30 protein-coding genes, 1 tRNA gene and 1 pseudogene are annotated in these 23,920 nt (G+C 65.4%); 20 read left to right on the top strand and 12 right to left on the bottom strand.

Annotated features, from left to right (window positions below):
- Positions 1-27 precede the first annotated feature (27 nt).
- The 5 genes from kasA to aceE all read right to left on the bottom strand — a co-directional run bounded on the left by kasA (position 28) and on the right by aceE (position 7,081).
- Positions 28-1,278 (bottom strand): 3-oxoacyl-ACP synthase KasA, encoded by a 1,251-nt coding sequence (gene kasA / locus MHEC_RS09495; RefSeq protein ID WP_048890588.1) that lies wholly within the window; start codon positions 1,276-1,278, stop codon positions 28-30.
- Positions 1,275-1,628, bottom strand: a complete 354-nt coding sequence (gene acpM / locus MHEC_RS09500; RefSeq protein WP_003918829.1) for a meromycolate extension acyl carrier protein AcpM — start codon at positions 1,626-1,628, stop codon at positions 1,275-1,277. The genes kasA and acpM overlap by 4 nt, the downstream gene beginning before the upstream one ends.
- Positions 1,629-1,804: 176 nt before the next feature.
- The gene (locus MHEC_RS09505; protein WP_048890587.1) at positions 1,805-2,713 is read right to left on the bottom strand and encodes an ACP S-malonyltransferase; all 909 of its coding nucleotides are present in this window, start codon (positions 2,711-2,713) and stop codon (positions 1,805-1,807) included.
- A gap of 128 nt (positions 2,714-2,841) precedes the next feature.
- On the bottom strand, positions 2,842-4,146 hold the full coding sequence (locus MHEC_RS09510; RefSeq protein ID WP_048890586.1) for a PucR family transcriptional regulator: 1,305 nt from the start codon (positions 4,144-4,146) through the stop codon (positions 2,842-2,844).
- 142 nt (positions 4,147-4,288) lie between these two features.
- Positions 4,289-7,081 (bottom strand): pyruvate dehydrogenase (acetyl-transferring), homodimeric type, encoded by a 2,793-nt coding sequence (aceE, locus tag MHEC_RS09515; protein ID WP_048890585.1) that lies wholly within the window; start codon positions 7,079-7,081, stop codon positions 4,289-4,291.
- Positions 7,082-7,243: 162 nt separating this feature from the next.
- Here aceE and MHEC_RS09520 point away from each other — a divergent pair, with 162 nt between their 5' ends.
- From MHEC_RS09520 to MHEC_RS09535, 4 genes are all read left to right on the top strand, one after another.
- On the top strand, positions 7,244-7,861 hold the full coding sequence (locus tag MHEC_RS09520; protein ID WP_372507314.1) for a hypothetical protein: 618 nt from the start codon (positions 7,244-7,246) through the stop codon (positions 7,859-7,861).
- An 81-nt stretch (positions 7,862-7,942) separates the two neighbouring features.
- Positions 7,943-8,365 (top strand): DUF3052 domain-containing protein, encoded by a 423-nt coding sequence (locus MHEC_RS09525; RefSeq protein WP_003918824.1) that lies wholly within the window; start codon positions 7,943-7,945, stop codon positions 8,363-8,365.
- A complete protein-coding gene (locus MHEC_RS09530) occupies positions 8,365-8,826 on the top strand; it encodes a peroxiredoxin (RefSeq protein WP_048890584.1) in 462 nt (153 codons plus the stop codon). Before MHEC_RS09525 ends, MHEC_RS09530 begins: the two co-directional genes overlap by 1 nt.
- A gap of 61 nt (positions 8,827-8,887) precedes the next feature.
- Positions 8,888-8,962, top strand: a tRNA-Val gene (locus MHEC_RS09535).
- A 3-nt stretch (positions 8,963-8,965) separates the two neighbouring features.
- On the opposite strand, the gene MHEC_RS09540 is transcribed toward MHEC_RS09535, so the two are convergent.
- Positions 8,966-10,102, bottom strand: coding sequence for a site-specific integrase (locus MHEC_RS09540; RefSeq protein WP_048890583.1), 1,137 nt, complete (start codon positions 10,100-10,102; stop codon positions 8,966-8,968).
- Entirely contained in the window at positions 10,089-10,811 is a 723-nt protein-coding gene (locus MHEC_RS09545) for a helix-turn-helix domain-containing protein (RefSeq protein ID WP_048890582.1), read from the bottom strand. The genes MHEC_RS09540 and MHEC_RS09545 overlap by 14 nt, the downstream gene beginning before the upstream one ends.
- Before the next feature lie 107 nt (positions 10,812-10,918).
- On the opposite strand from MHEC_RS09545, the gene MHEC_RS09550 reads away from it, so the two are divergent.
- The 12 genes from MHEC_RS09550 to MHEC_RS09605 all read left to right on the top strand — a co-directional run bounded on the left by MHEC_RS09550 (position 10,919) and on the right by MHEC_RS09605 (position 17,795).
- The gene (locus MHEC_RS09550) at positions 10,919-11,128 is read left to right on the top strand and encodes a helix-turn-helix transcriptional regulator (RefSeq protein ID WP_048890728.1); all 210 of its coding nucleotides are present in this window, start codon (positions 10,919-10,921) and stop codon (positions 11,126-11,128) included.
- An 83-nt stretch (positions 11,129-11,211) separates the two neighbouring features.
- The gene (locus MHEC_RS09555) at positions 11,212-11,640 is read left to right on the top strand and encodes a hypothetical protein (RefSeq protein WP_048890581.1); all 429 of its coding nucleotides are present in this window, start codon (positions 11,212-11,214) and stop codon (positions 11,638-11,640) included.
- Between the two features lie 97 nt (positions 11,641-11,737).
- Entirely contained in the window at positions 11,738-13,993 is a 2,256-nt protein-coding gene (locus MHEC_RS09560) for a DUF3854 domain-containing protein (RefSeq protein ID WP_053093980.1), read from the top strand.
- Positions 13,994-13,995: 2 nt separating this feature from the next.
- Complete coding sequence (locus MHEC_RS09565) at positions 13,996-14,412, top strand: hypothetical protein (RefSeq protein ID WP_048890580.1); 417 nt, start codon at positions 13,996-13,998, stop codon at positions 14,410-14,412.
- Positions 14,413-14,559: 147 nt separating this feature from the next.
- Positions 14,560-14,820 (top strand): hypothetical protein, encoded by a 261-nt coding sequence (locus tag MHEC_RS09570; RefSeq protein ID WP_048890579.1) that lies wholly within the window; start codon positions 14,560-14,562, stop codon positions 14,818-14,820.
- Between the two features lie 270 nt (positions 14,821-15,090).
- Entirely contained in the window at positions 15,091-15,384 is a 294-nt protein-coding gene (locus MHEC_RS09575) for a hypothetical protein (RefSeq protein ID WP_142358692.1), read from the top strand.
- Between the two features lie 468 nt (positions 15,385-15,852).
- Positions 15,853-16,242 carry a hypothetical protein gene (locus MHEC_RS09580; RefSeq protein ID WP_048890576.1) on the top strand — a complete coding sequence of 130 codons (390 nt, stop codon included), beginning with the start codon at positions 15,853-15,855 and terminating at the stop codon, positions 16,240-16,242.
- 17 nt (positions 16,243-16,259) lie between these two features.
- The gene (locus tag MHEC_RS09585) at positions 16,260-16,520 is read left to right on the top strand and encodes a hypothetical protein (RefSeq protein WP_142358690.1); all 261 of its coding nucleotides are present in this window, start codon (positions 16,260-16,262) and stop codon (positions 16,518-16,520) included.
- Positions 16,517-16,837 (top strand): hypothetical protein, encoded by a 321-nt coding sequence (locus MHEC_RS09590; protein ID WP_235434753.1) that lies wholly within the window; start codon positions 16,517-16,519, stop codon positions 16,835-16,837. The genes MHEC_RS09585 and MHEC_RS09590 overlap by 4 nt, the downstream gene beginning before the upstream one ends.
- Positions 16,838-16,983: 146 nt before the next feature.
- The gene (locus MHEC_RS09595; RefSeq protein WP_160315034.1) at positions 16,984-17,142 is read left to right on the top strand and encodes a hypothetical protein; all 159 of its coding nucleotides are present in this window, start codon (positions 16,984-16,986) and stop codon (positions 17,140-17,142) included.
- A gap of 93 nt (positions 17,143-17,235) precedes the next feature.
- Positions 17,236-17,556: a type II toxin-antitoxin system RelE family toxin gene (locus MHEC_RS09600; RefSeq protein WP_048890574.1), complete on the top strand. Its 321-nt coding sequence runs from the start codon at positions 17,236-17,238 to the stop codon at positions 17,554-17,556.
- Complete coding sequence (locus MHEC_RS09605; protein WP_048890573.1) at positions 17,553-17,795, top strand: type II toxin-antitoxin system prevent-host-death family antitoxin; 243 nt, start codon at positions 17,553-17,555, stop codon at positions 17,793-17,795. The genes MHEC_RS09600 and MHEC_RS09605 overlap by 4 nt, the downstream gene beginning before the upstream one ends.
- Before the next feature lie 166 nt (positions 17,796-17,961).
- On the opposite strand, the gene MHEC_RS09610 is transcribed toward MHEC_RS09605, so the two are convergent.
- Entirely contained in the window at positions 17,962-18,168 is a 207-nt protein-coding gene (locus MHEC_RS09610) for a hypothetical protein (protein ID WP_142358689.1), read from the bottom strand.
- 862 nt (positions 18,169-19,030) lie between these two features.
- Between MHEC_RS09610 and MHEC_RS09615 the strand changes: the two genes are divergently transcribed.
- Both MHEC_RS09615 and MHEC_RS09620 read left to right on the top strand, forming a co-directional pair.
- Positions 19,031-19,240, top strand: a complete 210-nt coding sequence (locus MHEC_RS09615) for a hypothetical protein (RefSeq protein ID WP_048892411.1) — start codon at positions 19,031-19,033, stop codon at positions 19,238-19,240.
- A 7-nt stretch (positions 19,241-19,247) separates the two neighbouring features.
- Entirely contained in the window at positions 19,248-19,820 is a 573-nt protein-coding gene (locus MHEC_RS09620) for a hypothetical protein (protein ID WP_235434873.1), read from the top strand.
- A gap of 19 nt (positions 19,821-19,839) precedes the next feature.
- Here the strand turns inward: MHEC_RS09620 and MHEC_RS09625 are convergent, their stop codons facing one another.
- Both MHEC_RS09625 and MHEC_RS09630 read right to left on the bottom strand, forming a co-directional pair.
- Positions 19,840-20,130 (bottom strand): hypothetical protein, encoded by a 291-nt coding sequence (locus MHEC_RS09625; protein ID WP_071700559.1) that lies wholly within the window; start codon positions 20,128-20,130, stop codon positions 19,840-19,842.
- 349 nt (positions 20,131-20,479) lie between these two features.
- On the bottom strand, positions 20,480-21,163 hold the full coding sequence (locus MHEC_RS09630; protein WP_200902195.1) for a cutinase family protein: 684 nt from the start codon (positions 21,161-21,163) through the stop codon (positions 20,480-20,482).
- 65 nt (positions 21,164-21,228) lie between these two features.
- Between MHEC_RS09630 and MHEC_RS09635 the strand changes: the two genes are divergently transcribed.
- On the top strand, positions 21,229-22,362 hold the full coding sequence (locus tag MHEC_RS09635; protein WP_048892413.1) for an epoxide hydrolase family protein: 1,134 nt from the start codon (positions 21,229-21,231) through the stop codon (positions 22,360-22,362).
- Between the two features lie 21 nt (positions 22,363-22,383).
- Here the strand turns inward: MHEC_RS09635 and MHEC_RS09640 are convergent, their stop codons facing one another.
- Positions 22,384-22,779, bottom strand: a complete 396-nt coding sequence (locus MHEC_RS09640; protein ID WP_048892414.1) for a VOC family protein — start codon at positions 22,777-22,779, stop codon at positions 22,384-22,386.
- Positions 22,780-22,911: 132 nt separating this feature from the next.
- Between MHEC_RS09640 and MHEC_RS09645 the strand changes: the two genes are divergently transcribed.
- On the top strand, positions 22,912-23,058 hold the full coding sequence (locus MHEC_RS09645; protein ID WP_160315058.1) for a hypothetical protein: 147 nt from the start codon (positions 22,912-22,914) through the stop codon (positions 23,056-23,058).
- Positions 23,059-23,061: 3 nt separating this feature from the next.
- On the opposite strand, the pseudogene MHEC_RS09650 reads toward MHEC_RS09645, so the two are convergent.
- Positions 23,062-23,880 (bottom strand): annotated as a pseudogene (locus MHEC_RS09650) (oxygenase MpaB family protein).
- Between the last annotated feature and the right edge of the window lie 40 nt (positions 23,881-23,920).

Raw genomic sequence — 23,920 nt, forward strand, 5'->3', positions numbered from 1 at the left:
CGCGCCGGTGCGCGGACGTCGTGTCTTTCAGTACCGCCCGAAGGCGAGCGCAACGTTGTGCCCGCCGAAGCCGAACGAATTGTTGATCGCGTACTGGTAGTTGCCGTAGCGGGGTTCGCCCGCCACGATGTCGAGATCGATCTCGGGGTCGGGTGTCTCGTAGTTCAGCGTGGGCGGTATCACGCCGTCTCGCAGGGTGAGCACCGTGAGCACCGACTCCAGCGCGCCGACCGCGCCGATGGAATGCCCAAGTGCCCCCTTGGGCGCGTAGACCGCAGCGTGGTCGCATTGGGCGACACGGATGGCGTTGGCTTCGGCGGTGTCGCCGATCGGGGTTGCCGTCGCGTGGGCGTTGACGTGGTCAATGTCCTTGGGCGACAAGCCTGCCAGCTCCATGGCTCGCACCATCGCCTTGCCCGCACGCACCCCGTCGGGCGCCGGCGCGACCATGTGGAAGGCATCGGAGGTGATACCGGCACCCATCAAGCGGGCCAACGGCTTAGCGCCCCGGGCCTTGGCGTGCTCTTCGGTTTCGATGACCATGAGCGCCCCGGCTTCGCCGAAGACGAATCCGTCGCGGTCCTTGTCGAACGGTCGGGATGCGCCTTCCGGGTCGTCGTTGCGGGTCGACATGGCCCGCATCATGGAGAACGCCGCGATGGGCAGCGCCTCGATGCCGCCTTCAACGCCGCCGCAGACCACGATGTCGGCGTCGCCCAGGATGATCTGGCGCCACGCGTGGGCGATGGCTTCCGAACCCGATGAGCATGCCGACACCGGGGCCATCACCCCGGCGCGGGCCCCTAGCTGCAGGCCGACAGTCGCTGCGGAACCGTTAGGCATGATCATCTGAACCGCCAGCGGAGACACCTTGCGGGGCCCGCCCTCGTTCATCAGGTCATAGCTCTCGACGATTCGCTCGGCGCCGCCAAGGCCGGTGCCGATGACCACCGAGAAGCGGTCCGGATCGACCTCCGGGGTTCCGGCGGCCTCCCAAAGCTGACCGGCCAGCAGCTTGGCCATCCGCTGGACATACGACATGCGCCGCAAGTCCAGCCGGCCCATGTGGGCGTCGATCGGATCCTTGAGGTGGCCGCCGATCTTGACCGGAAGATCCCACTTCGTGACGAACTCGTCTTCAAGAACGTGGATGCCGCTTTCGCCGGCCAGTAAACCCTTCCACGTGCTTTCGATGTCCGCCGCGATCGACGTCGTCGCTGTGACGGCGGTGACCACAACGCTGGGGAAACCGCCGTTAGCAGTGGAAGGCTTGGTCACTTGTCCGCTTGCGCTTCCGCAATCCGGGCCCGCACGGCCTGGACCTTTTCCGGGTTCTCTGCCTCGATCTTGGCGCGGATTGCCTCGGCCGCTTCGGGGTTCTCTTCCTCGAGCTTCTGGATGTACTCGACGACGTCGCCGACGGTGCGCAGCCCGGCGAGGTCCTCGTCGGGGATTTTCACCCCGTACTTGTCCTCGGTCTGCACGGCGATCTCGACCATCGACAGCGAGTCGATGTCCAGGTCGTCGACGAAGGACTTCTCCGGGGTGACCTCGGAGGGCTCGATACCGGTGACCTCTTCGATGATCTCGGCGAGACCGGCGATGATTTCTTCCTGAGTGACAGGCACAGTGGCTTCCCTTCGTATGTGTCGTGGTACTGCTGGTTAACGGTTGTTGCGGCAAGAGCTCGTTACATGACGGTATTGGTGCGTGGCGTACCTCAAATGCATAACGAATCAACGATATTCGGTTGTGGTGCGGGTGAGTTGTACAGCAACTGCCTTTCGGCAGCGCTTGGCACGTCTTACAACTGCGTCAACCCGTCGAGGTCTGCGGGGGATTTGACGGCGTACGTCGGAATTCCCCGAAGTTCACGTTTGGCAATGCCGGCCAGAGTGCCCGCGGGCGGAAACTCTACGACCGCCGTGACATTGCGCTGACGGAGGGTCTCGGTGCACAAATCCCAGCGCACCGGCCGGGTCAGCTGGGCGACCAGCTTCTCGATCGCCGACTCAGCTGAGGACACCGGCTGCCCGTCACGGTTCGACAGCAGCGTGACGGTGGGCTGGGAGATCGCGACCCTGGCCGCGGCCGCGGCATAGCCCTCCAGGGCGGGCGCCATGAACTCGGTGTGGAACGCGCCGGCCACACCCAACGGACGCACCCGTGCCTTGGCCGGCGGATCCTCGGCGAGCTTGTCCAGCGCGGTCAGCCGGCCCGCCGCGACGATCTGGCCCGCGCCGTTGCGGTTGGCCGGGACCAGATCCAGCTGCTCGAGCTGGGCGAGCACCGCGGCTTCGTCGCCGCCGAGCACCGCGGACATTCCGGTCGGCTCCAGCGCACATGCTTTGGCCATCTCGGCGCCCCGGGTGGCGGCCAGCGAAACGGCGTCGTCGGCGGAGATAACCCCGGCGATCGCGTACGCCGCGATCTCCCCGACCGAATGGCCGGCAACGATCAGTTCGGCGTCTGCGAATGCGCCACGCTTGACGAGCTCCTGGTAGGCGAGCAAGGTGGCCGCCACGACCAGAGGTTGGGTAACCGCGGTGTCGGTGATCTCCTCCGCCGACGCGGTGGTGCCCAGCCGGGCGAGGTCCAGTCCGCTGGCCGCCGACCACGCCCCGATCTGCTCCGCGGCGCCCGGCAGTTCCAGCCACGGCGACAGCATTCCCGGTGTCTGCGAGCCCTGTCCGGGCGCAAGCAATGCAAGCACGTGTCTAAGAGAACACTGTGAAGACGGTTTTGCGGGGTGTAACAGAGTATGAACCTTATCTTAGGTTTTTGTGCGGTCTCCACAAAACAGCCTCGGATGCGACTCGTTTGATACCGCGCTGCGATATCTCACTCTCCACGGCGATCACCCGACGAGGTGGCCGCGACCGCCCGCGGCGGGGTCGCGGCCGGGTTTCCGATGCTGGACTGATGCATCTGATAGGCCAAGTGCCCAACCGTGGAAGCCACCCGAAGGACGTAGGCGTCGCGCGGATCGGTCGGATCGCGGCCGGTGAATTCGGCGATGCGCTTGAGTCGGTAGCGGACCGTGTTTGGATGAACGAACAACTTTCGGGCGCAGGCTTCAATCGCTCCGCCGCAGTCCAGGTAGGCGTCGAGCGTCTCGGTGAGCGTCGGGCCGGCCTCGGCCAGCGGCCGCATCACATCGGTGTGCAATGCCGCCAGCGCTGACGCATCACCCATCAGGGCCCGTTCCGGCAGCAGCTCCCGAGCCAGCACCGGTCTCGGCGCCCCGCGCCATCCGGCCACGGCGTTCATCCCCGAGATCGCCTCGCTGGCGCTGTGGTAGGCCGCGGTGAGCATGGGCGCCGTCGGCCCGATCACCACCGGCCCGTCAGAAAACGCGTCCAGCAGCGCGCCCAGAAACTTCTCGGTGGGTGACAAGTGGCCGGACACGATCGCCACCAGCCAGGTGCCGTGCACGTCGGTGAGCGCGGCACGGCCGTGGCGGGCAGCCACATCCCGGACTTGCTGACTGGCCTTCTGGCTGTCCTTCGAGCCGTCGGGTCCGGGTGCCGGGGTGCCCACCACCACCGTCGCAGGGGCGGTGGTGTCCCAGTTCAGCGCGGCCGCCCGGGACAGCAGCTCGGGCCCGGTGTCGCCGCGCACCACCGCGTCCACGACGCTGGCTTCCATCCTGCTGTCCCAGCTTCCCCGGGCTTCGGCCGCGTCGGCGTAGGCCGTGGCGGCGGTGAACGCCAAGTCACGGCTGTACTTCAGGATGCCCACCATGAGCGCGGTCAGCTGCTCTTCGGAATGGGCCAGCATCGGCACGACCTCTTCGAAGAACTCCATGGTGACCCGCACCATGTCGACCGAGTGGCGTAACGCGATCCGGCGGGTCAGATCCTGGGGGACCAATTCGAAAGCCTGCGCGGTGTAGCTGACATTGCTGCGCGGGTCTTGCATCCATTCGACGAAATTGGCCACCGCGGTCTGTACCACCAGCGCGACGCTCGCCCGCTGCGACGCTTCGAGCTCGGCGAAGAACGGGAGCTGCTCCTGCATGGCCGACACCGCCTCGGTGGCCAGCCGGCCGGAGTATTGCTTCAGTCGCCGCAACAACGAGTCAGGCACACTGTCGAGCAGCTCAAGCGTCGAGCGCGGCAAGGTGGCGAACTGTTTGTCGGGCATCCCTAAAACGTACGCCACATTTGTGGATGTTTCTCCCAACGGGGCGGCACCCGCGCCGTCACGGCGGCGCCAGCGTAACGCTGTCGTCACGTTTATCGGCCAGCGTGACGATGCCGTCACACTCGAGCGATGAGCCGACGTTCTAGGCGTTTGGCCCGGGGTCTGACATCTGCGGGGCGGCGGCCTGGACGTCGGCGATCTGGTGTTGCCGTGCTGCCGCGACGGCCACCGACGGGTCGATCTCACCGTCCCGGGCAAGTGCCTCCAGCACCGCGACCACCTGTGATTCGGCGTCGGTGTTGAAGTAACGCCGCGCGGCGGGCCGGGTGTCGGAAAAACCGAACCCGTCGGTGCCCAGTGTGACGTACGTGCGCGGCACCCAGGGCCGAATCTGTTCGGGAACCGCCCGCATCCAATCTGAGACGGCGATCACCGGCCCGCTGGAGTCGGACAGCACCTGGGTCACGTAGGGCACCCGCGCGGGACGCTCCGGGTGGCGCAGCTTCTCGGTTTCGATGGCCACTCCTTCGCGGTTCAATTCGCTCCAACTGGTCACCGACCACACGTCGGCGGCGACGTCCCACTCGGCGGCCAGCATGTCGGCCGCTTTGAGCGCAGAGGGCATGGCCACCCCTGAGGCCAGAATCTGCGCGGTGCTGGTGCGTTGCTCGCTGGCCTTCCGATACCGGTAGATACCGCGCAGCAGGCCCTCCGGATCGAAGTTCTCCGGCTCGGGCGGCTGCACGTACGGCTCGTTGTAGACCGTGATGTAGAAGAACACGTTTTCCGGGTTTTCGCCGTACATGCGGGCCAGCCCGCTTTCGACGATGTAGGCGATCTCGTAGGCGAACGCCGGATCGTAGGAGACGACCGCCGGGTTGGTGCTGGCCAACAACAGCGAGTGGCCGTCGGCGTGCTGCAGACCTTCACCGGTGAGCGTGGTGCGTCCGGCGGTGGCGCCCAACAGGAATCCGCGCGCCATCTGATCGCCCGCGGCCCACAATCCGTCGCCGGTGCGTTGGAAGCCGAACATCGAATAGAAGATGTAGACCGGGATCATCGGCTCGTTGTGCGTCGAATACGACGTTCCCGCGGCGGTGAAGCTGGCGACGGCCCCGGCTTCGTTGATGCCCTCGTGGAGGATCTGTCCCGCTTGGCTTTCCTTGTACGCCAACATCAGATCGGCGTCGACCGAGGTATACAGCTGGCCAAGGCGGTTGTAGATCTTGAGGTTCGGAAACCACGAGTCCATACCGAACGTGCGCGCCTCATCGGGAATAATCGGCACAATCCGAGGACCAACTTCCTTGTCTCGCAACACTTCTCGGAATGTGCGCACCGTCGCCATGGTGGTGGCAACCTGCTGGCTGCCCGATCCCTTCTTCAGCGACTTGTAGGTGTCGCGCCCAGGCAGCGTCAACGCTTTGGACTTAGTCCGCCGTTCGGGCAGGAAGCCGCCGAGGGCCCTGCGCCGGTCGAGCATGTAGCGGATCTCCGGGGCCTCGGGGCCGGGGTGATAATACGGGGGCAGATACGGGTCCTCTTCCAGCTGCGCATCCGAGATCGGAATCCGCTGGGTGTCGCGGAATTCCTTAAGGTCTTCCAGTGTCAGCTTCTTCATCTGGTGCGTGGCGTTGCGGCCCTCGAAGTGCTTACCGAGCGCGTAGCCTTTGATGGTTTTGGCCAGGATCACGGTCGGCTGACCTTTGTGCTCCACCGCCGCCTTGTAGGCGGCGTAGACCTTGCGGTAGTCGTGGCCACCCCGCTTCAGATTCCAAATATCTTGATCCGAAAGGTTTTTCACCAACTCCTTGGTACGCGGGTCGCGACCGAAGAAGTGCTCGCGCACGTAGCCGCCGTCGTTGGCCTTGTACGTCTGATAGTCGCCGTCGGGGGTGACGTTCATCAGGTTGACCAACGCGCCGTCCCGGTCGGCGTGCAGCAAGGCGTCCCATTCACGTCCCCAGATCACCTTGATGACGTTCCAGCCAGCGCCCCGGAAAAACGATTCCAGCTCCTGGATGATCTTGCCGTTACCGCGCACCGGACCGTCGAGGCGCTGCAGGTTGCAGTTGATCACGAACGTGAGGTTGTCCAGTCCCTCCAGCGCAGCGACGTGCGCGGCGCCCCGGCTTTCGGGCTCGTCCATCTCGCCGTCGCCCAAAAAGCACCACACGTGTTGATCGGAGGTGTCTTTGATGCCCCGGTCATGCAGGTAGTGGTTGAACCGGGCCTGAAAGATGGCGTTGATCGCGCCCAGCCCCATCGACACCGTGGGGAATTCCCAAAAGTCGGGCATCAACCGCGGATGCGGGTATGACGGCAGACCACCGCCGGGATGGCTGTGTTCCTGGCGGAACCCGTCGAGCTGGTCGGCGGTGAGCCGGCCTTCCAGGAAGGCTCGCGCATAGATGCCGGGCGAGGCGTGGCCCTGGATGAAGACCTGGTCGCCGCCGCCGGGGTGGGACTTGCCGCGGAAGAAGTGGTTGAAACCGACTTCGTAGAGCGCCGCCGAGGAGGCGTACGTCGAAATGTGGCCCCCCACCGAGATGCCCGGACGTTGGGCGCGGTGCACCATGATCGCCGCGTTCCACCGAATCCAGGCGCGGTAGCGGCGTTCCACGTCCTCGTCGCCGGGGAACCACGGTTCCAGTTCGGTCGGGATGGTGTTGACGTAATCGGTCGATGTCAACGCCGGGATGGCCACCCGCTGCTCGCCGGCGCGTTCCAGCATCCGGAGCAGCAGGTAGCGGGCGCGCGACGGCCCGGAGCGGGCCAGCAGCTCGTCGAACGACTCCAACCACTCCGAGGTTTCTTCGGGGTCGATGTCGGGCAGATAGGACGCCACACCTTCGCGGATCACTCGAACACGGTCGGGTTCGCTTGTGCCGCTTGAGTTTTTGGCCAGATCGTGGCGCACAAACTCGGTCGTCAACGCGCTACTCCTTGTTTGGCGGTCGGGCAGCTTCTCGCGGGTTCCGCCGCGGGAATGCTGTGGTCATCCTCCATCGTGCCGCACCCGGGTCGGCCCGGCACGCACGGCCGGAATCCAGCGGGCCAGATCAGCGCGAACAGCGAACCGGTAACGTCACGCAGTGTGCTGATCGGAAGGCATGCCCACACGTCGCGCGAATCCACCGGGCCGGCAACGGGCGGGCGGGTGGCGCGCCGAGCGCGCCTTGGCGCGCTGGCGCTGGGGAGCCTTGCCGCGGTCGCGATGGGCATCGTCGGGTGTACCAGCATCACCGACGGCACCCCGACCGCCGACACGGCCATTGCCCCGGCCTACCGGGCCTCGGTGTCGGCGTCGGTGTCGGCGTCGTCGGCGACCTCACGCATCCGCGAGTCGCAGCGGCAGCAATCGCTGACCACCAAGGCGGTGCGTGCCGCATGCGAATCGCTCGCCACCACCAGCAAGGACGCCATCGACAAGGTGAACGCGTTTGTCGGGGCGTTCAATCAGGGCCGCGACACGGCCCCGACCGAAGGCCCGGCCATCGATGCGCTCAACAACACCGCCGACACGGTGGCGGCCAGCGTCAGCACCGCGCTGTCGCAGGAGCTGCGCGAGAGGCTCAACGGTTACGTCGAAGCGGCCCGCGGCGTGGCCAACGCCATCGCCAGCCACGCCCCGACCGGGGAGTTCAACCGCCGGGTCGATCAACTCAACGACACCAAAACCAAGGCGTTGAAACTCTGTTTGGCTTCGTTTTGAGTCACCGGTGTGGGGCAGCGCCCAGCTGTGCGACGATATGCGCATCGCACGGCGCGCTGAGCAGTTGAAGGAGGTTCCACGGTGGTCGCGGCGGATGACGCCCCGAACTACGCCCGCAAACTGGGTATTCAGCGAGGGCAGGTTGTCCAGGAGTGGGGGTGGGACGAGGACACCGACGACAACATCCGCGCCGACGTAGAGGACGCGTGCGGTAGCGAGTTGCTCGACGAAGACACCGACGAGGTCGTCGACGTGGTGCTGTTGTGGTGGCGTGAGGGCGACGGCGATCTGGTGGACACCCTGATGGATGCGATCGCATCGCTCGCCGAGGACGGGGTGATCTGGGTGCTCACCCCCAAGACCGGCCGGCCCGGACATGTGCTACCCGCCGAAATCGCCGAGTCGGCGCCCACGGCGGGCCTGATGCCGACCTCGTCGGTCAACTTGGGGGACTGGAGCGCCAGCCGGCTGGTGCAGCCGAAGTCGCGGGCAGGGCGACGCTGATGCTGCCGGTCGGAGCCACCGCGCCGGATTTCACGCTGCGCGACCAGAATCAGCAGCCGGTGAGCCTCAGCGACTACCGTGGCGTCAAGAACGTGCTGCTGGTGTTCTTCCCGCTGGCGTTCACCGGGATATGCCAGGGCGAGCTGGACCAGCTGCGCGATCACCTGCCCGAGTTCGAGAACGACGACAGTGCAACGTTGACCATTTCGGTGGGCCCGCCGCCGACCCACAAAGTGTGGGCGGTCGAGAACGGCTTCCTGTTTCCGGTGCTCTCCGACTTCTGGCCGCATGGCGCGGTCAGCCAGGCCTACGGGGTGTTCAACGAGGACGCCGGATTCCCCAACCGCGGCACTTTCGTGGTCGACCGTTCGGGGGTGATCCGGTTCGCCGAGATGAAGCAGCCTGGTGAGGCCCGCGATCAGCGGTTGTGGACCGAGGCGCTGGCGGCGCTGAAGGCCTGACCGCCACGGATATCTGCCGTTTTGAATGGCCGCGGCGCGGGCGTGTAGCGTGCCCGGGGCGGGGCGCGTAGCTCAGTGGTAGAGCACTGGTTTTACACACCAGCGGTCGGCGGTTCGATCCCGTCCGCGCCCACCAGTGTTATTGCAGCTCAGCGGTGCTGACAGCGTGCAAGTGACGGCCCGTGGCCGCAGCCGTGCCCACATTTTGCCCACAAGTTACAGATATCTCTGCGTTGATTGCGTGGCCTACCGCGTCCACATCAGAGTCGTAAAGGTGGCCGTAGCGATCAAGCGTCAGCCCGGCTGATGCGTGTCCCAGCATGTTCTGTAACGCCTTGATGTTCGCTCCCGACTTGATAGCCAGGCTTGCCGCGGTATGCCGCAGTTCGTGGAGCTTGAAGTCAGCGGGTAGCCCGGCATCGGCTAATGCTTTGGCCCACCAGCGGCGGCGGACATTGCTGGCCCGCATCCAGCCGCCGGCCGAGTCGGGGAAAACGAGATCGTCGTCGTCGCCTGGTGTGAGCATCCCCGCGATGGTGGCAGGCAGCGCGACGCTGCGGTCCTTACCGTTTTTCGGTGTGCCGACGACCGCCTGGCCGCGCACGAATGTCACTGACCGGGTGACCCGCAACCGCAACCCGGCGATGTCCACATCGCGCCATCGAAGCTCAGCCGCTTCACCGAATCTCAGCCCGGTGGTGCCCAGCACGTAGATCAGTGCCTTGTGTTCACCGGCCGCGAGCGCCAGGCGGTGCAGCTCGGCGACGGTCAGGAAACGCTGCTCGCTCATGCGGATGGTCGGCAGCTCGACACCCTCGGCCGGGTTGAGGGCGATCAGGTTGTCGGCCACGGCCGTCGCGAGCACCTGCCTCAGCAACCCGACCGCCTTATGCACCGACGACGCCGCCGCGCCGCCGCTCACCAATTCGGCCACCAGGGCACGAACCATCGAACGGGAGATATCGCCGATGGCTATGTCATGAAACCGCGCCAGCGCCACCGTCAGAGTGCTTTCGTAGCGGGCACGAGTCGACCGCTTCAAGTTGTGCTTGGACGCAAGCCAGCCGCGCGCCAGGTCGCCGAACTTGACCCGACCATCCGACGGGGCAACGTACATGCCGCGACGCTTGTCGACTTCGATCTGTTCTGCGAACGCTTGGGCGTCACGCTTGGTTCGGAATCCTCGCTTGTCGGTTTGTCCGCGATCAGGTGTGCGGTAGCGGACCCGGTAAAGCGTTGCCCCGCTTGTGGTTTGGTATCTGCTAATCGTCGCCATCTGAAAGGGCTTTCTCGAGTTCGGCGCGCAGCTCACGAGCGATTCGGCCCTTCTTTTGCGCGTTGGCACGCGGGCCCGCTCGGCGGTCACGCTCTTCGCTGAAGGTGCGTCCCTGCCATAACCGAAACGACACGGCGGCTAGCCGATCGCGGCTAACTTTGAGACGTTGCGCGACGCGATCCTCGGCCAAGCCCGATCGCTGCCGCATCTGCTCAAGGTCAGCGGCGGTCAGGTTTGGGTCGATAAGCCCGTCCACCAAGGCTTTCGACAGCGCTGCCTCGATGACTCGCCGATGCACCCGTTGCATTTCGAGCGCCTGGAAACCATAGAGCTCCGCAGGTTCGGACGGCCACGGCTGTCCGCGGCACACGCCGGCCACCGCGGACCCGAGCGGGTCTGGCCCGTCCGGAGTCAAAACGACGGTCGCGTCGGTCTCCACCAGATCGGCCAGCGTCACTGAGCCGCCGGGGCCGATACCGCGTTGCTTAGCGTCCGCTGCTGCCCTCGACAGCGCCAGGCTGACCGCCAGCACCGTGCCGAATGCCAGTTCCCGCCTCCCTCTTTCAAAATCGGCCACTTTCGAGGCGGTCCACCGCAAGCCGGCGGCGCGAGCGTAGCCCGCAAATTGCTCTTGCGTTAGCCCGGCCGCGACGCGCAGCCGTGCGGCATTCTGGCCGACCACGGCCGCAAGTGATTCCCGGCCCGTCATGTTACGCACTATAACGCATCAGCGCGTGACTTGACAGTAATTACAAGGCTGTGGTTTGCTGCTTGAAGCTACGCAGTTCTGCGTGATCCTAGATGAAGGAGGCTCAAATGGCCGAACTTGACCTCGCCACCCCGGCCGAGGTTGCCGAAGCGCTCGGAACCAGCCCCGCCGGCCTGGCGCAAATGCGGTACCGGGGCACAGGCCCCGCTTTCGTAAAGGTTGGCCGCCGCGTCCGCTACCGCTGGTCCGATGTACGCGACTACTTGGCGGCAAACACATTTGACCGTTCAGACCGCAAGCGTGTCGTGGCAGTGTGAACCACCCAGGCGAAAACCCGTTAGGCCCCGCCGCCCGCGCCACGGCGAAACCCATTGGCGCGCAACACGAAAGGAAAACAAAAATGAAGCTAGACGAACTGTACGACCCCATCGCCGACGCGCCCTTCGCGCGGTTCCCCACCCCCGGCGACTCCTACCACGGCACGCTAGTCGCCTTCGACATGCGGCCCGACCGCTTCAGCAACCAGGAAATCCCCACCGCCACTTTACGTCTGAGCGAACCAACAGAAGACGGCGACGAGTATGTGCACGTCAGCCTTCGCAGCGCCGCGCTGCGGCGCGAGTTCGGCCGCGCCGCACACCGCGCGGGCCGCGTTGACATCGACGACGGCCTCGGCCGCGACCACATTCGCATCACCTACATCGAAGACCGAGAGTCCGCCGGCGGCAACACCTTCAAGGTTTACCGGGTCGAGTACACGGCCGTCGGCAGCGCCGCACCGATCGGTGCGGCAGAGCTGGGCGAAGCCGCCGCCGACCCCGGCTTCTAACGGAGATTGCCCCCAGGACGCGATGTCGTGCGTCCTGGGGGCAATCAACCGCTGATGTTCAAACCGCAATCCCGATCATAACGACAGGTGGCCCTCGGTGCTATCTCCCAACCATGTTCAAGCCCTCGCGTCCTCTGGCATCAGCGTTGAGTTCGCCGCCGGACGCGGGTACGAAACCGTCGCCGATGACGGCACAGGACGACGCCGGCTTGCCGACATCCGTATCGCCAGACCCGGGCGGCGCCTCCCGGGTCTGCTGGTGCCGCTGCTGCGCGCCGACGGATCGACCTGGGGATACCAATACCGTCCAGACGAGCCGCGACTACGAGACGGCAAACCCATCAAATACGAAACCCCGTGGCAGCAGCGCAATGGGCTTGATGTGCCGCCGGGTGTCGGCCCGCAGCTCGCCGATCCATCCGTGCCGCTGTGGGTCACGGAAGGCTGTAAGAAGGCTGATTGCGGCGCGATTCACGGACTATGCATCGTCGCCCTGACCGGGGTCTGGAATTGGCTGCACACCAACGCCGCCGGCGGCAAGATGGCGCTCCCGGACTGGGGCGACATCGCCCTCAACGGCCGGCGGGTCATCATCGCCTTCGACGGCGACGTCGCGCGTAAACCCAGCGTGCAGTCCGCGATGCGCGGCCTCGCGGGCTACCTCGGCTACAAAGGCGCCCGCCCCGAGTACCTGTGGCTGCCGCCCGACACCGACACGAAAACCGGGCTCGATGACTACTTGATGGGCGGTCACACCGTTGACGACCTGTGGCGGCTGGTCAAACCCACCGCCCCCCCAACCACATCCAAGCCTGCCGCCGAGTCCCAACCATCGAGCCAACCGAAACAACAGCCGGTGCAGCCCATTTCGCTTAACGACGCGCACGCCGCATTCCGTAAGTGGCTCGGCCACACCTACGACACCGACGCGATCGACGCCGCCCTCGCATGTGCGGCTGTCGAACGATTCAACGACGGCAGCGACCCGATCTGGCTGCTAATCGTCTCCGGCCCGGGTGCCGCGAAAACAGAGACAGCGCAAAGCCTCGACGGCGTAGGCGCCACCGTCGCCAGCGTCATATCATCCGAGGCCGCGTTGTTGTCTGCGACACCCAACCGGGAACGCGCCGCCGACGCCACCGGCGGCCTGCTACGCAAACTCGGCGACCGCGGGGTGCTCGTCATCAAAGACGTGACCTCCATTCTCTCTATGGACCGCAACGTTCGCGGCCGGGTGTTGGCCGCCCTGCGTGAGGTTTACGACGGGCGATGGAGCCGCGAGGTCGGAACCGACGGCGGGCGCAGCATCGAATGGCGCGGCCGAATCGCCGTCGTAGGCGCGGTGACAACGGCATGGGACGCCGCGCACACGGTCGTCGCCACGATGGGTGACCGCTTCCTCCTCGTACGACTGGACTCCGGCACCAAACGCCCCGACGCCAGCCAGCGGGCGATCCGCAACACCGGCGACGAGCAGACGATGCGCGCCGAGCTTGCCGGCGCCGTGGCCGGTGTCATCGCGGGCATGAACCCACAACCGATAACCCTCACCGACGGCGAAATCGACGCCCTGGTGCGCGCCGCCGACCTCGTGACCCTCGCCCGCACCGGCGTGGAGTACGACTACCGCGGCGATGTCATCGACGCACACGCGCCCGAAATGCCGACCCGGTTCGCCAAGCAACTCGCCCAGATTGTTCGCGGGGGGGCCGCCATCGGCATGACACGCGCCGCCGCGCTGCGCCTGGCGCTCCGCGTAGCGCGAGACAGCATGCCGCCACTGCGCTTGGCAATCATCGACTACCTCGCCAAACACCCGCACAGCTCCACAAGCGAGGTCCGCAAAGGCATCGACAAACCCCGAAACACGGTGGATCGGCAACTTCAAGCGCTGCACATGCTCGGCGTTCTCGACTGCGACGAAATGGAGTACGGCGAGAACGGCCGTAGTCGGTGGTTCTACAGCCTCAAGGCTGGCATCGACCCATCCGCCATCGACCCCGAAAGTTTCCCAGATTTGTTACTACATATCCCCAACCCCTATGAAAGGGGTGAGAGTGATACACCCAGCGGTGGTAGTAACAAATCTGGGAAACTTTCGGGGTCACTCGCTGCGATCAGTGAAGCCTTGGAACTCGCTGGCGTGTTCGACGAGCATGCCCCCGCCCCAACGCCTGAGCTTGTCAGGGCCTGGGCCGAGCAGGCCGAACGCCACCAGCTCACCCGCGACGACATCCTCGACGCGGTGCAGAGCTACTACGACACCGAGCCGGCCGCGCCGCTAACCGTCGGCGAACTCATCCGCTGCGCCCTGGCAGCCCAAGCAGCTTCCCGCGACCGGAAGGCCAGCTAGAAGTGGCGGTCGTCGTCCTATACGAACACCGAGCCGGCGGCTACCGGCTTCGATTCCGGTACGACCCGGCCGTGGTCGCGACGATCAAGGCTGTGGTTCCGGGGTACGCCCGCGCATGGAACCGCGAATCCCGGTACTGGAAGGTTGAGCACGATTGGTGGGCCGTCCTGCGCGCCAGCCTGCTCACTCTCGGCTGCGAACTCGTCGACGTCAACGCCGGCTGCTACACGGAATCAACCACCGACACCGACGGGTGGGCTGAACGGCTATTTCGCGCCGTGGGGCCGCAGCGCACACCCGCGGTTCACCGGGCATTGACCAAAATTCTGCACCCCGACAACGGGCGCACCGGCAGCGCGGAGCTGCAACGCCAGCTCAATGACGCTCGGTCACTCATCGAAGGAGGACGTCACTCATGACCGCCCAACGATCTCGTCCGAGGCTCACCCCGGCGACCGCCCGGCTCGACCCGCCCCGCCGCCAACCGCGCGCCCGGCGTATCCGCCAACATCGCCAGGCCGAGAGCTGGCGGCGCGCCAGCAAGACGCCACGGGAGGACTCGCGCCGTGAGACTCGATGACCTGCTCGCGCCGCTGCGCGGCGTCCCGCTCCTGCCGGGCGCTAGCTGCGTCGGCCGGCACGAACTGTTCGACCAGACCGACCCCGTGGCCGTCGAGTACGCGATCCACACCTGCCGCAGTTGCCCGGCCCTCGCAGCTTGCCGGTCGTGGTTCGACGCCTTGCCGGCCGGTGAGCGGCCGGTAGGCGTCGTCGCCGGCACCGTCAACCCCTACCCACGCGTCCCGTCGAGGAAACGCCGCCGATGAGCGACCATCACCGCCGCCGCACCCGCCGACGCGAACCCGACACCGACACCGCCACCGCCGCGCCGGCCTACGAACTGATGCAGGCCTACCGGCAGCTCGATCTCGAGATCACACTAAGCGACGCGATATCAACACTCGACCACCCCGCAAAAAAAATTCGAGGGGAGGTGGGTGCCCGCGACCCACCGCCGGTCACGGTTTTCTCTCCCCGACCCGTTAATTCCACATTTTTGGAGGGCGAAGTTGGCTACGCGACGTTCGAAACCTGTTGTGCCGCAACGTTATTCGGTTCTTTCGGCAACGGAAAAAGGTGATCACAAAGCCGCGCTGATTGCGCTGCGCCGGAGGATCAGCTGGCAACTCTCCCAAACCCGGGACGCGCGCGCTGTTGCCGCACTGGTCAAGACGTTGCTGGAGGTCTTGGAGCGGTTGCGCCAGATCGAGGGCGGGTCGGCCGCGTCGGCTCCCTCGGTGCTGGCCGAGGTTCGCCGGAGGCGTCTGGAGCGGCAGCGGCGGGCCAGTGTGCGGCCGGTTGAGGGTGGGCCGTCTGACCCGGTGAGCTGAGCCGGGCTGTCCGCTGCGGACAGTTTTCGCCACGCCGGCGATTGTGGAAACGCCTGTTCGCAGATGTTGCTATGCTTAGGCTGGCTGTCCGCGACCGGCCCGTCCCGGACAGCCTCGACTTGAAGGGGAGGCCAGGATGCCGACGTACGTTTCCAGCGCTCGCGGGTTCCAACCGCCGCCGGAGCGTCAAGGCCCCGTCGATGGTGTGAAGCGCGATCTTGCTGGTTTGCCGGTGGGTGAGCTGTCGCAGCCGGTGAGGATCACCCGTGGCCGCCCGCCCGAGAAATGGACTGACGCTGAGGTTCGCGACGCGCTTCAGTGGCAGCTCGGGCCACGCTTCCGTGCGGGTTTGCGGCCGCCGCCGGGCTCCGAGGGCGTCTACTTGCCATCGCCGGGTGACCATTACTTCGTCGATCCGCGAACCGGCGAATGGACGCCGAAACAGCCGTGGTGATTGGAGATTAACGCATGGCGACTCTTTACTCGTTTGTTTCCGCGGCTTCGTTGCTTAGGGTGCCGGACAAAAACGGCAAGCTGCATGAAGTTCGCGGGGTCGGCACACCGTTGCCGCGATGGTTTCCGGCCAACGAAGCGCACCTTCGGTTGATGTTGCAGAACGGTTTGATTGCGGCGGTGGACGCTGATGGGCGACCCGACCACGACAGGATCGTCGAATGCCTGTCCGCGTTGTCCGCGGTTGGTGTGCCGGTGGGGTGTGGTCGTCCGCGTGCCCGTGACCTGCTGGCCCGCCACGACCTGCACTACTCCAACGACACTCTCTCCAAGGCGTTGCGGCTGTACGGGTCGGATTGGAAGCTGGGCGAGCCCTACCCGTGGTCACCGGAGGCCGCGAAATGATCGCCGAGACAGTACAAGTGAGAGCGACACCCACGCACATCCTGACCGCGCACTGGTTGGCGACCGGGATTCTGGTCGAAAACACCGGCGGCACAGACTTGTTCGTCGATGTAGATGAGGAAGCGCTGGAGGCATCTGATGTGTCGGGTATTCGGTTGCGGCCCGGTGAGAAGTTGACACTCCCGCGCCACCGGGACGACCGCTCGCTGAGTGTGTTCGCGGTCTCCCCGGATGGTCCGGGTGAGGTCACGGCGTATCATCCGGGGTTTCCTGAGTGAGCGTGTCGAACCAGCCTGCGGTGGTGGCGGTGGGCACGACAACCACCCCGATTCCGCTGCCACCCGTGGCCGGGGTGTGGGTGCTCAACAGTTCGGGCGGCCTCGGCGACAGCGGCACCGCGCCGGATGTGGTTGTCAACCAAGGCGACCCGGCGTCCCTGGACCCGCAGGTCGGGTGCCGGTTGAAACCGGGCCAGTTCGTGACACTTCCCCTGCTCGACACCTACGGGCATCCGCTGGCGCTGTCGGCGATAGCCACCGGGCCGGGCGGGCAGTTGAAGCTCGAACTCCTCGAGGACGGTGGTGGTTGGGCTTGATTGGCGTGCGCGGGTTCCGGGTTCTCCTTTCCCCGGTCGCTCACCCCGCGCAGAAGGGGTGCCGGTTCCCTGGCCTGTTGGGGTCGCGAGGTTCCCTTCGGGGCGGGCCGGGAACCGGCACCCCACCCAAACCGTGAGTAGCCGTGATGGATGAGCATCTGCTGCGGGCGTTGGCCGCCCATCACATCCTGGGCAGCCTGTCCGGTGAGCGCGGCAACCGCGACCCGTGGGCTGAGCTGCTGACCCAATGCCGGCAAGCAAGACACGACGACGGCGATAGCAACTACCTCGACTGGCGGTTCTGATCTGGTGGTGTGCGGCGGGCGCACCCCACACGGGACGCCGGGCTGAGCCTCCGCGCCATCGCCGCAGCAACAGGAGCCGACAGAAACACCGTCATGTCCGATCTCAGGCGGCAGGTGTCTGAATTTCAGACACCTGATCTTGAACCGGCCGACCGGGACGCCATCGCCGGACAGGTGCAGCGTGAGATATCAGGTGATCAATTTCGATCACCTGATCTTGAACCGGCCGACCCGGTGTTCCAAATGGAACACCTGATCTTGAACCGGCCGATGAGGACAACGCCATCGCCGGAGAGGGGCTGGTTGTGCCAGTCTGTCGGCGAGCAGTTTGGAATCGTGTACGCCGTCGATGACGTGCTGCGGATGGTGACCGTTACACGCGTCGGTCACCGGAAGGAGGTTTACAAGCGGTGAGCGAGTTGGTGGCTATCAGCAAGGCCCGCGCGAGGCTGTCCGAGCTGGTGCGGCGTTCACGCGACGAGGACATCGTGTTGATGAACCACGCCACACCGGCCGCGGTGATCATTTCGGCTGACCGCTACGACGCGTTGCTCGACGAGATCGAAGACCTCAAGGATCGCCTCAGCATTCACGAGCGCACCGGCGTCACGATTCCCGCCGAGAAACTGATGGTCGAGCTTGGGCCGAACTGATGGCTATGGCCTTGAATCAACCACAACGTTGGCCGTTGTAGTTGCCGGTCGCGAAGCGGCGCAACGCCAGAGCAGTGGCAGATCAGCGCCGCCGCAAGATGGCGCGAGCGGCAGCGGAGGAGCAACGTCGTCGCGCAGCCTTGCGCAACACGGAAAACAAGCTCAGTCAGAGGGTGTGGCAGATCTGCCACACCCTGGCGGTCATTTGACGGCGGGGCAGCGGGCGGCTATCGCGTGCGAGGCGCTGCCACTGCTGGAGGAGGAAGGCCGCCGCAAAAAAGCGCGAGCCGTGGCCGAACGGCACCGCTGGGAAGCTGAGCAGCGCCGCGTAAATAACGAAACGGTAACGGTAGATGGTGCCGATCGGCCCCATCTAGGCGGTCATTTGACGATGGGGGAAAAAGCGTTGATCGCCTTGGATGCGCTACCCATCTTCGAGCAGTCTCGGTCCAACGACACGCCACCCACCGACCCGAATTGTCTAGATGTGGCCGATCGGCCACATCTGGGCAACCGGGAGAAACCGAAACAACGCGCACCCAGGTCCAGTGATATTTGCCAGCAACCACGGTGCTTAAGACCGTGGTTGCCCATGACCTGCTGCGAAGCTTCTTGGCCTGACTGTCCGGATCGACACCCAGCGAATCGCGCAGGGAGTCAGGATTGCAGCCCTTCTCTGGTGACCCTCGGAGCCGGCACTGGCATGTGCGGTCATGATGACCGTGCGTGCGTGTGGGTCATTGCGGCGGGCTTGGCTTGCATCGCTTCCACAGCCTTGCGCCAGCGGCCCCAGTCGGCGCGCTGCGCAAACGGTTGCGGGGCCGGGGACCGCGGCAGGCTCAAGTCTCGCCGTAGCGGCCAGCGCCGGCGTATCACGCCGATGAGCACCGAGCAGCCGGGTTGGTGACGCACGACGGCGATAGTCGCGCCACCCTCGGTGACCGGCTCTGCCGGGGCAGCGCACTCCCGGCAGGTGAAACACTGCACCATCGTCGCCTAGTGTGCCTGTCAGCGCCGCACACCAACGGTCCGCGACACGGGCCAATACCGGGTGCAGCGCACCGAGGGAAACCCGCCGCCTACCCCACTAAGGAAGAACAGTCGAGCCAGTCGTGGCGTAGTTGGGCTTGATCGATCAGGGACCGCCGCCACCGCCCGGTCTCGCGGTTCCAGCGCTGCGTCCGGTATTGTCGGTACCTACTGGTAGACAGGCGGGTGAAGGAGGTGGGGGCCGAATGCTTACCAAGACTGAAAGCACAGGCGGTGTTTCCTACGTGGACAGTCGCGAGAGCGCGGACCTGTTCGACCGGATCGCGCGCAAGTACATGGGCATCAGCGGTGCCGAGTTCCTCGCTCGATGGGACGCTGGTGAGTTCGAGGGTATGAGCTGGGACGAAATTCCCGGTTTGGCTGAGGTAGCTACCGCGCTGCCATTCGCTCGGTAAAGGTCCGATGCCGGGGCGGACACCAGCAGAGGCTGTTCATAACTACGTTGATCCGCTCCAAAAAGCCGTTTCCTGTCTGGACGGCGTCGCCAAGATCGTGCTGACAAAGCGCGTTCAACGCGTCGGCGACTGCGGCGCATGGATTTTGAACGGCCCGGACGGGATGCGCTTACCGCGTTTCGGCACTTTTTATGCGCAACAGCGCTTCGAACTTATCGAGACATCCGAGGAGCATCGCGAGTACGCACCCAGTGAGCGTTACCGCGTGACCACGCGCGAATACATCTACCGGGTAGAACTTGAGGCCGGGCCCGAGATTCGCTGGCACTGGCACCCTGATGGGAACAGCCCCGAACACCGGCCGCATATCCACCTGTGGTTCAACCTCAGGGCGCATCTTCCCGGTCCTCGCATCGTGTTGGAAGACGTGATCGAAGGTTGCATCGAACTCGGTGCGCGGGCCGCCTGTGGCGACTGGAAACAACGCCTCGCTGAGACGGGCGGCTTGCACAAGCTCTATCGAACCTGGGTCAACGAGCCCACAGAGCGTAGGTCTCGGCCAGGGCCGGCGAACCGCTAAATGGGCCTGTCGCGCCCGCTCACCGCCCACCACCCCCGGCCACGCCACCTGTGGCGGCGGTGATAGCTGCCGTGAGCGTGTCACTCAAGGCACGCGCCTCATCAACCGTGAGGTTCGCCTGAGCGTCCAGATCAAGGGCACCGCCGTCGATGTGCACCACGACGGACACGGGTTCGTTTTCGCGGTCGTCGCAGGTCAAGCCCACACCGATCCGCAGCGGGCTCCGGCCGGGCGGCAGCAGCTCGGGGTCACCGTCGCGCACCGAGGCAGGCGTGTAGATGACATCCGACCAGTGAGAGGCCGCATCCACCGGGTTATCGGGTGAGGTTTCACACCAAGCGAACCGGCACCTATGCCGTGTGTTCGGGTTGAACGAGTCGGCGTCGGCGCACACAGCCGGGACACGCGCCCGGCACAACTCGCGGTAGGACTCAATGGACATGTGGCTCCCTTCGGGGGTTTTCGTGGTTATGTGTTACTGGCTTGCTGCCCACACCGTGCCCACAATTTGCCCACAGTTACAGATAAATCCCGTGAACTACAGTGATGTCTTTTCGCTGTTGGCATACCCCAGAGTGGTATCTACCAGCCTCTTGAAACGCCTTTACACACCAGCGGTCGGCGGTTCGATCCCGTCCGCGCCCACCGGTGTTGCCGCGCTAGAGGCGGCTCGCCACGAAAGCCGCCGCCTGTCGGGGCATTCCGGAATTTGCGTAGGACAGGTGTGCCGGGGAAAACATTTCGTCTTGGGACGGTGGCGCCAGAGGCCCCGGCGAGCAAATCGGATCCGCGTCCGCGCACAAGTCAATGGCCTTGGCCCCATACCACGGGCTGATCGCGCTTATCGGCGCCCCCAGATACCTGTCCGATGGATTTCCGAAGGTGGCGACCGCGGCAACGTGATCAGCCACGTCCTGCGGCAGCGAATCGGGGACGAAGCCCGCAACCGGTGCCTGGGCGATGGTGATCAGATCGATCACCAGCGCGCCCTGCGAGTATCCACCCAGCACGATCTTGGTGGTGGGACAGTTCGCGGCCGTGGACTGAACGTGAGCGCTGGCATCGTTGGCTCCGGTGTTCGCCGAGGGCGCGAAATCGTAGGTGGCGGGGTAGTTGACCGGGTACACCACGACGGACTTGCCGCCGACTTGCGAGCGCAGCGAATCGACAAACTGCTGTCCGACCACGCCGACGCCCGGAGGTTCGGTGGTGGCCCGCGCGAACGTGACCTCCACGTCGGGGCAGGGAGCAGCGGACGCCGGCGCGATGAGCGCGTGCCAGAGCGACGCGGGAACAGTCAGCACCGCGACCGCAAACAAATGCACGACGTGGCGTCCGCTCACGTCTTAATCCTGGCATCCTCCGACCCGCTGCGGAGCAAAACCGGGATCGGCCACTATGTAATGCCATGACCGAGGTAAGGCCCTACCGCATCGACATCCCCGACGACGTTCTCGACGACTTGCGCTTTCGACTGGCGCGTACCCGCTGGCCGGACGCCGAATGCGTGGAGGACTGGAGCCAGGGCATGCCGCTGGGCTACGCGCGCGATCTGGCCGGCTACTGGGCCGACGGATACGACTGGCGGTCTCGTGAAGCCGCACTCAACCGATTCGATCAGTTCATCACCGAAATCGACGGCCTGGACATCCATTTCATCCACCAGCGGTCCCCGCACCGCGACGCGTTCCCGCTGTTGATCACCCACGGCTGGCCGGGTTCGATCGTGGAGTTCCACAAGGTGATCGAGCCGCTGACCGACCCCACAGCCCACGGCGGACGCGCCGACGACGCTTTCCACGTCATCTGCCCGTCCCTTCCCGGATATGGTTTCTCCGGCAAGCCGACCCGCACCGGGTGGGGCGTCGAAAAGATCGCACAGGCCTGGGAGACCCTCATGCTGCGCCTTGGCTACGATCGCTACGGCGCGCAGGGCGGTGACTGGGGCGCCGCCGTCACCACCCAGATCGGCCGCAACCGTGGCCACTGCGTGGCCATCCACCTCAACATGCCGTTTGGTTGGCCGCCGGCCGGAGGCATCAGCGAGCCCACCGAAGAAGAACAACAGGCGCTGGCCGCGCTGGCGCACTACCGGCGTTGGGGCACAGGTTATTCCAAGCAGCAGTCCACTCGACCGCAGACGTTGGGTTACGGGCTGGTCGACTCGCCGGTAGGGCAAATGGCATGGATCGTCGAGAAGTTCTGGGACTGGACCGACTGCGACGGCCACCCGGAAAACGTCCTCAGCCGCGACGAGCTGCTCGACAACGTGATGTTGTACTGGGCGACGGGCACCGGTGCCTCGTCAGCCCGGTTGTACTGGGAGAGCTTCAAAAGCTTCGGATCCACGGGCCGTGTCGAATTGCCGACCGGTGTTGCCGCCTTCCCCAGGGAGGTCCTGCGCGCACCACGGCACTGGTGTGAACCGAACTACCACATCACCCGCTGGACGACAATGCCGCGCGGCGGACACTTCGCCGCGTTCGAGCAGCCGGAGCTTTTTGTCGACGACGTGCGCGCCTTCTTCGCAACGGTACGCTGACGCGTTGTGCCGCTGGTGGATTCACCCGGGCGGTGCAAAGAACTCCAAAGCGATCCCGTCCGGGTCGCGGAAGCTCAGCCCCGAGCCGTACTGCGCGTCCACAATGCCGCCGTGCCCGATACCGAGCCCGTCAAGCCGCTGCGCCCACGTCTGGAGCTCGGCGCGGTCACGGCAGCCAAAGCCGACATGGTCCAGGCCGACGCGAAACTCGCTGAACTTGTCGTCGGGCGCTGGCCGGTCATGCTGATGGATGCCGAATAGCGTGTCGTCGTCCAGGCGCCACACCATGTGCCGGAATCCGGCGTCGGTGTGTTCGTCGAGCACCGGGTCGGCGCCGAACAGCGTGCGGTACCAGGGGCCGCTGATGTTGATGTCGCGCACGGTGATCGCGACGTGGTTAAGCGCCGGCATGCTCATGAATCGGCCTCTCTGCAGTGGTCAACGGTTGGACCCAGTGTGCCCCGGCAATGTGATCTGCGCCGCAACAGCGGCGTGGTGAGGTGAGGAACACATTTACCCGGCGCCGACCAATCGGTAACAGTAGTTAGTATGACTTCACAATTGACGCCCGAACGTACGACTTCGCGTCGGACCAAGACGACGGATCAACGCCGCGAACGCGTCTACCTGGAGCCCTGGTTTTGGATGGCGGTGCTGTGCATGGTCGCCATGGTGCTGCTGGTCGTATTCGGCTAACCGCTACACGATTGGCCTGCCCCGCCGAGCACGAAATCGCATATCCCACAAGTAGGCGCGATAGCCCAGCAGCCAGACCCAGTGCGGTGTCAGCCGATTGGCGAGGCGCAGCGCGCACAATAGCCGCTCGAAGCGCCGCTGCTGGGCATACGACCAGCGCAGCCCCATCATCGCCCGGAACTCCGGTGCGAGAAAGCCCGTCGTCGCGAACAGGTTGAATCTACCGGCGACCGCACGCAGCGGACGGGGCAAAAACGCCAACGAGGCCACCCCGAGCAGATGCTCGCGCACCGGTGGGTCGATGCGCAGGTCGTCGAGCGAACGCTTCCACTACTCGTCGAACGCGGCCCTGTCCGGCGGCCACATGTCCTCGCCGACCTGCAACGTGGTGCCCAGCCGCTTGGCGTCCCGGTAAATCGCGGCGGCGGCGGCGTCGTCGAGCGGACCGTGCAGATACTCGTGTTGGTCGACGAAATAGCGATACAGGCAGGCTGCTACCCACAGCTGTAGCCGTGGATCAAAGGCGTTGTAAGACACCGGACTCGAAGGGCTCGACCGAACCTGCCGGTGCGCCGTGTCGACCGCGGTGCGGATCAGCTCACGGTCGGCGTCGGTGCCGACGGTGGCCGCTGCCAGGTACGTGCCGGTGGTGCGGGCCCGCTTGACCGGATGCTTGTAGACGTTGCCGCTGTCGACCGGGCTTTCCAGTACGCCATAGCCGACCCCGGGCAGCGACAACTGCATGATCACATTCGCGGCCGGCAGGAGCACCGCAGCCGGGTTCAACAGGTCGGCCACCCGGCTGATGTGCCGTTTCGTCATGCAACCGAGTAGACCACGCCACGGCGCCACGGCGCAGGCA

Source organism: Mycobacterium heckeshornense (genome assembly GCF_016592155.1).
Classification (GTDB): domain Bacteria; phylum Actinomycetota; class Actinomycetes; order Mycobacteriales; family Mycobacteriaceae; genus Mycobacterium; species Mycobacterium heckeshornense.

Bases quoted from the DNA above. Each gene is read 5' to 3' on its own strand.
- MHEC_RS09545 (WP_048890582.1), bottom strand. From the start codon at position 10,811: ATGACGGGCCGGGAATCACTTGCGGCCGTGGTCGGCCAGAATGCCGCA.
- MHEC_RS09620 (WP_235434873.1), top strand. From the start codon at position 19,248: ATGCCGGGGCGGACACCAGCAGAGGCTGTTCATAACTACGTTGATCCG.
- MHEC_RS09600 (WP_048890574.1), top strand. From the start codon at position 17,236: ATGTCCGATCTCAGGCGGCAGGTGTCTGAATTTCAGACACCTGATCTT.
- MHEC_RS09635 (WP_048892413.1), top strand. From the start codon at position 21,229: ATGACCGAGGTAAGGCCCTACCGCATCGACATCCCCGACGACGTTCTC.
- MHEC_RS09530 (WP_048890584.1), top strand. From the start codon at position 8,365: ATGCTGCCGGTCGGAGCCACCGCGCCGGATTTCACGCTGCGCGACCAG.
- MHEC_RS09615 (WP_048892411.1), top strand. From the start codon at position 19,031: ATGCTTACCAAGACTGAAAGCACAGGCGGTGTTTCCTACGTGGACAGT.
- MHEC_RS09540 (WP_048890583.1), bottom strand. From the start codon at position 10,102: ATGGCGACGATTAGCAGATACCAAACCACAAGCGGGGCAACGCTTTAC.
- MHEC_RS09510 (WP_048890586.1), bottom strand. From the start codon at position 4,146: ATGCCCGACAAACAGTTCGCCACCTTGCCGCGCTCGACGCTTGAGCTG.
- MHEC_RS09580 (WP_048890576.1), top strand. From the start codon at position 15,853: ATGGCGACTCTTTACTCGTTTGTTTCCGCGGCTTCGTTGCTTAGGGTG.
- MHEC_RS09550 (WP_048890728.1), top strand. From the start codon at position 10,919: ATGGCCGAACTTGACCTCGCCACCCCGGCCGAGGTTGCCGAAGCGCTC.
- MHEC_RS09645 (WP_160315058.1), top strand. From the start codon at position 22,912: ATGACTTCACAATTGACGCCCGAACGTACGACTTCGCGTCGGACCAAG.
- MHEC_RS09640 (WP_048892414.1), bottom strand. From the start codon at position 22,779: ATGAGCATGCCGGCGCTTAACCACGTCGCGATCACCGTGCGCGACATC.
- MHEC_RS09555 (WP_048890581.1), top strand. From the start codon at position 11,212: ATGAAGCTAGACGAACTGTACGACCCCATCGCCGACGCGCCCTTCGCG.
- MHEC_RS09610 (WP_142358689.1), bottom strand. From the start codon at position 18,168: ATGGGGCCGATCGGCACCATCTACCGTTACCGTTTCGTTATTTACGCG.
- MHEC_RS09595 (WP_160315034.1), top strand. From the start codon at position 16,984: ATGGATGAGCATCTGCTGCGGGCGTTGGCCGCCCATCACATCCTGGGC.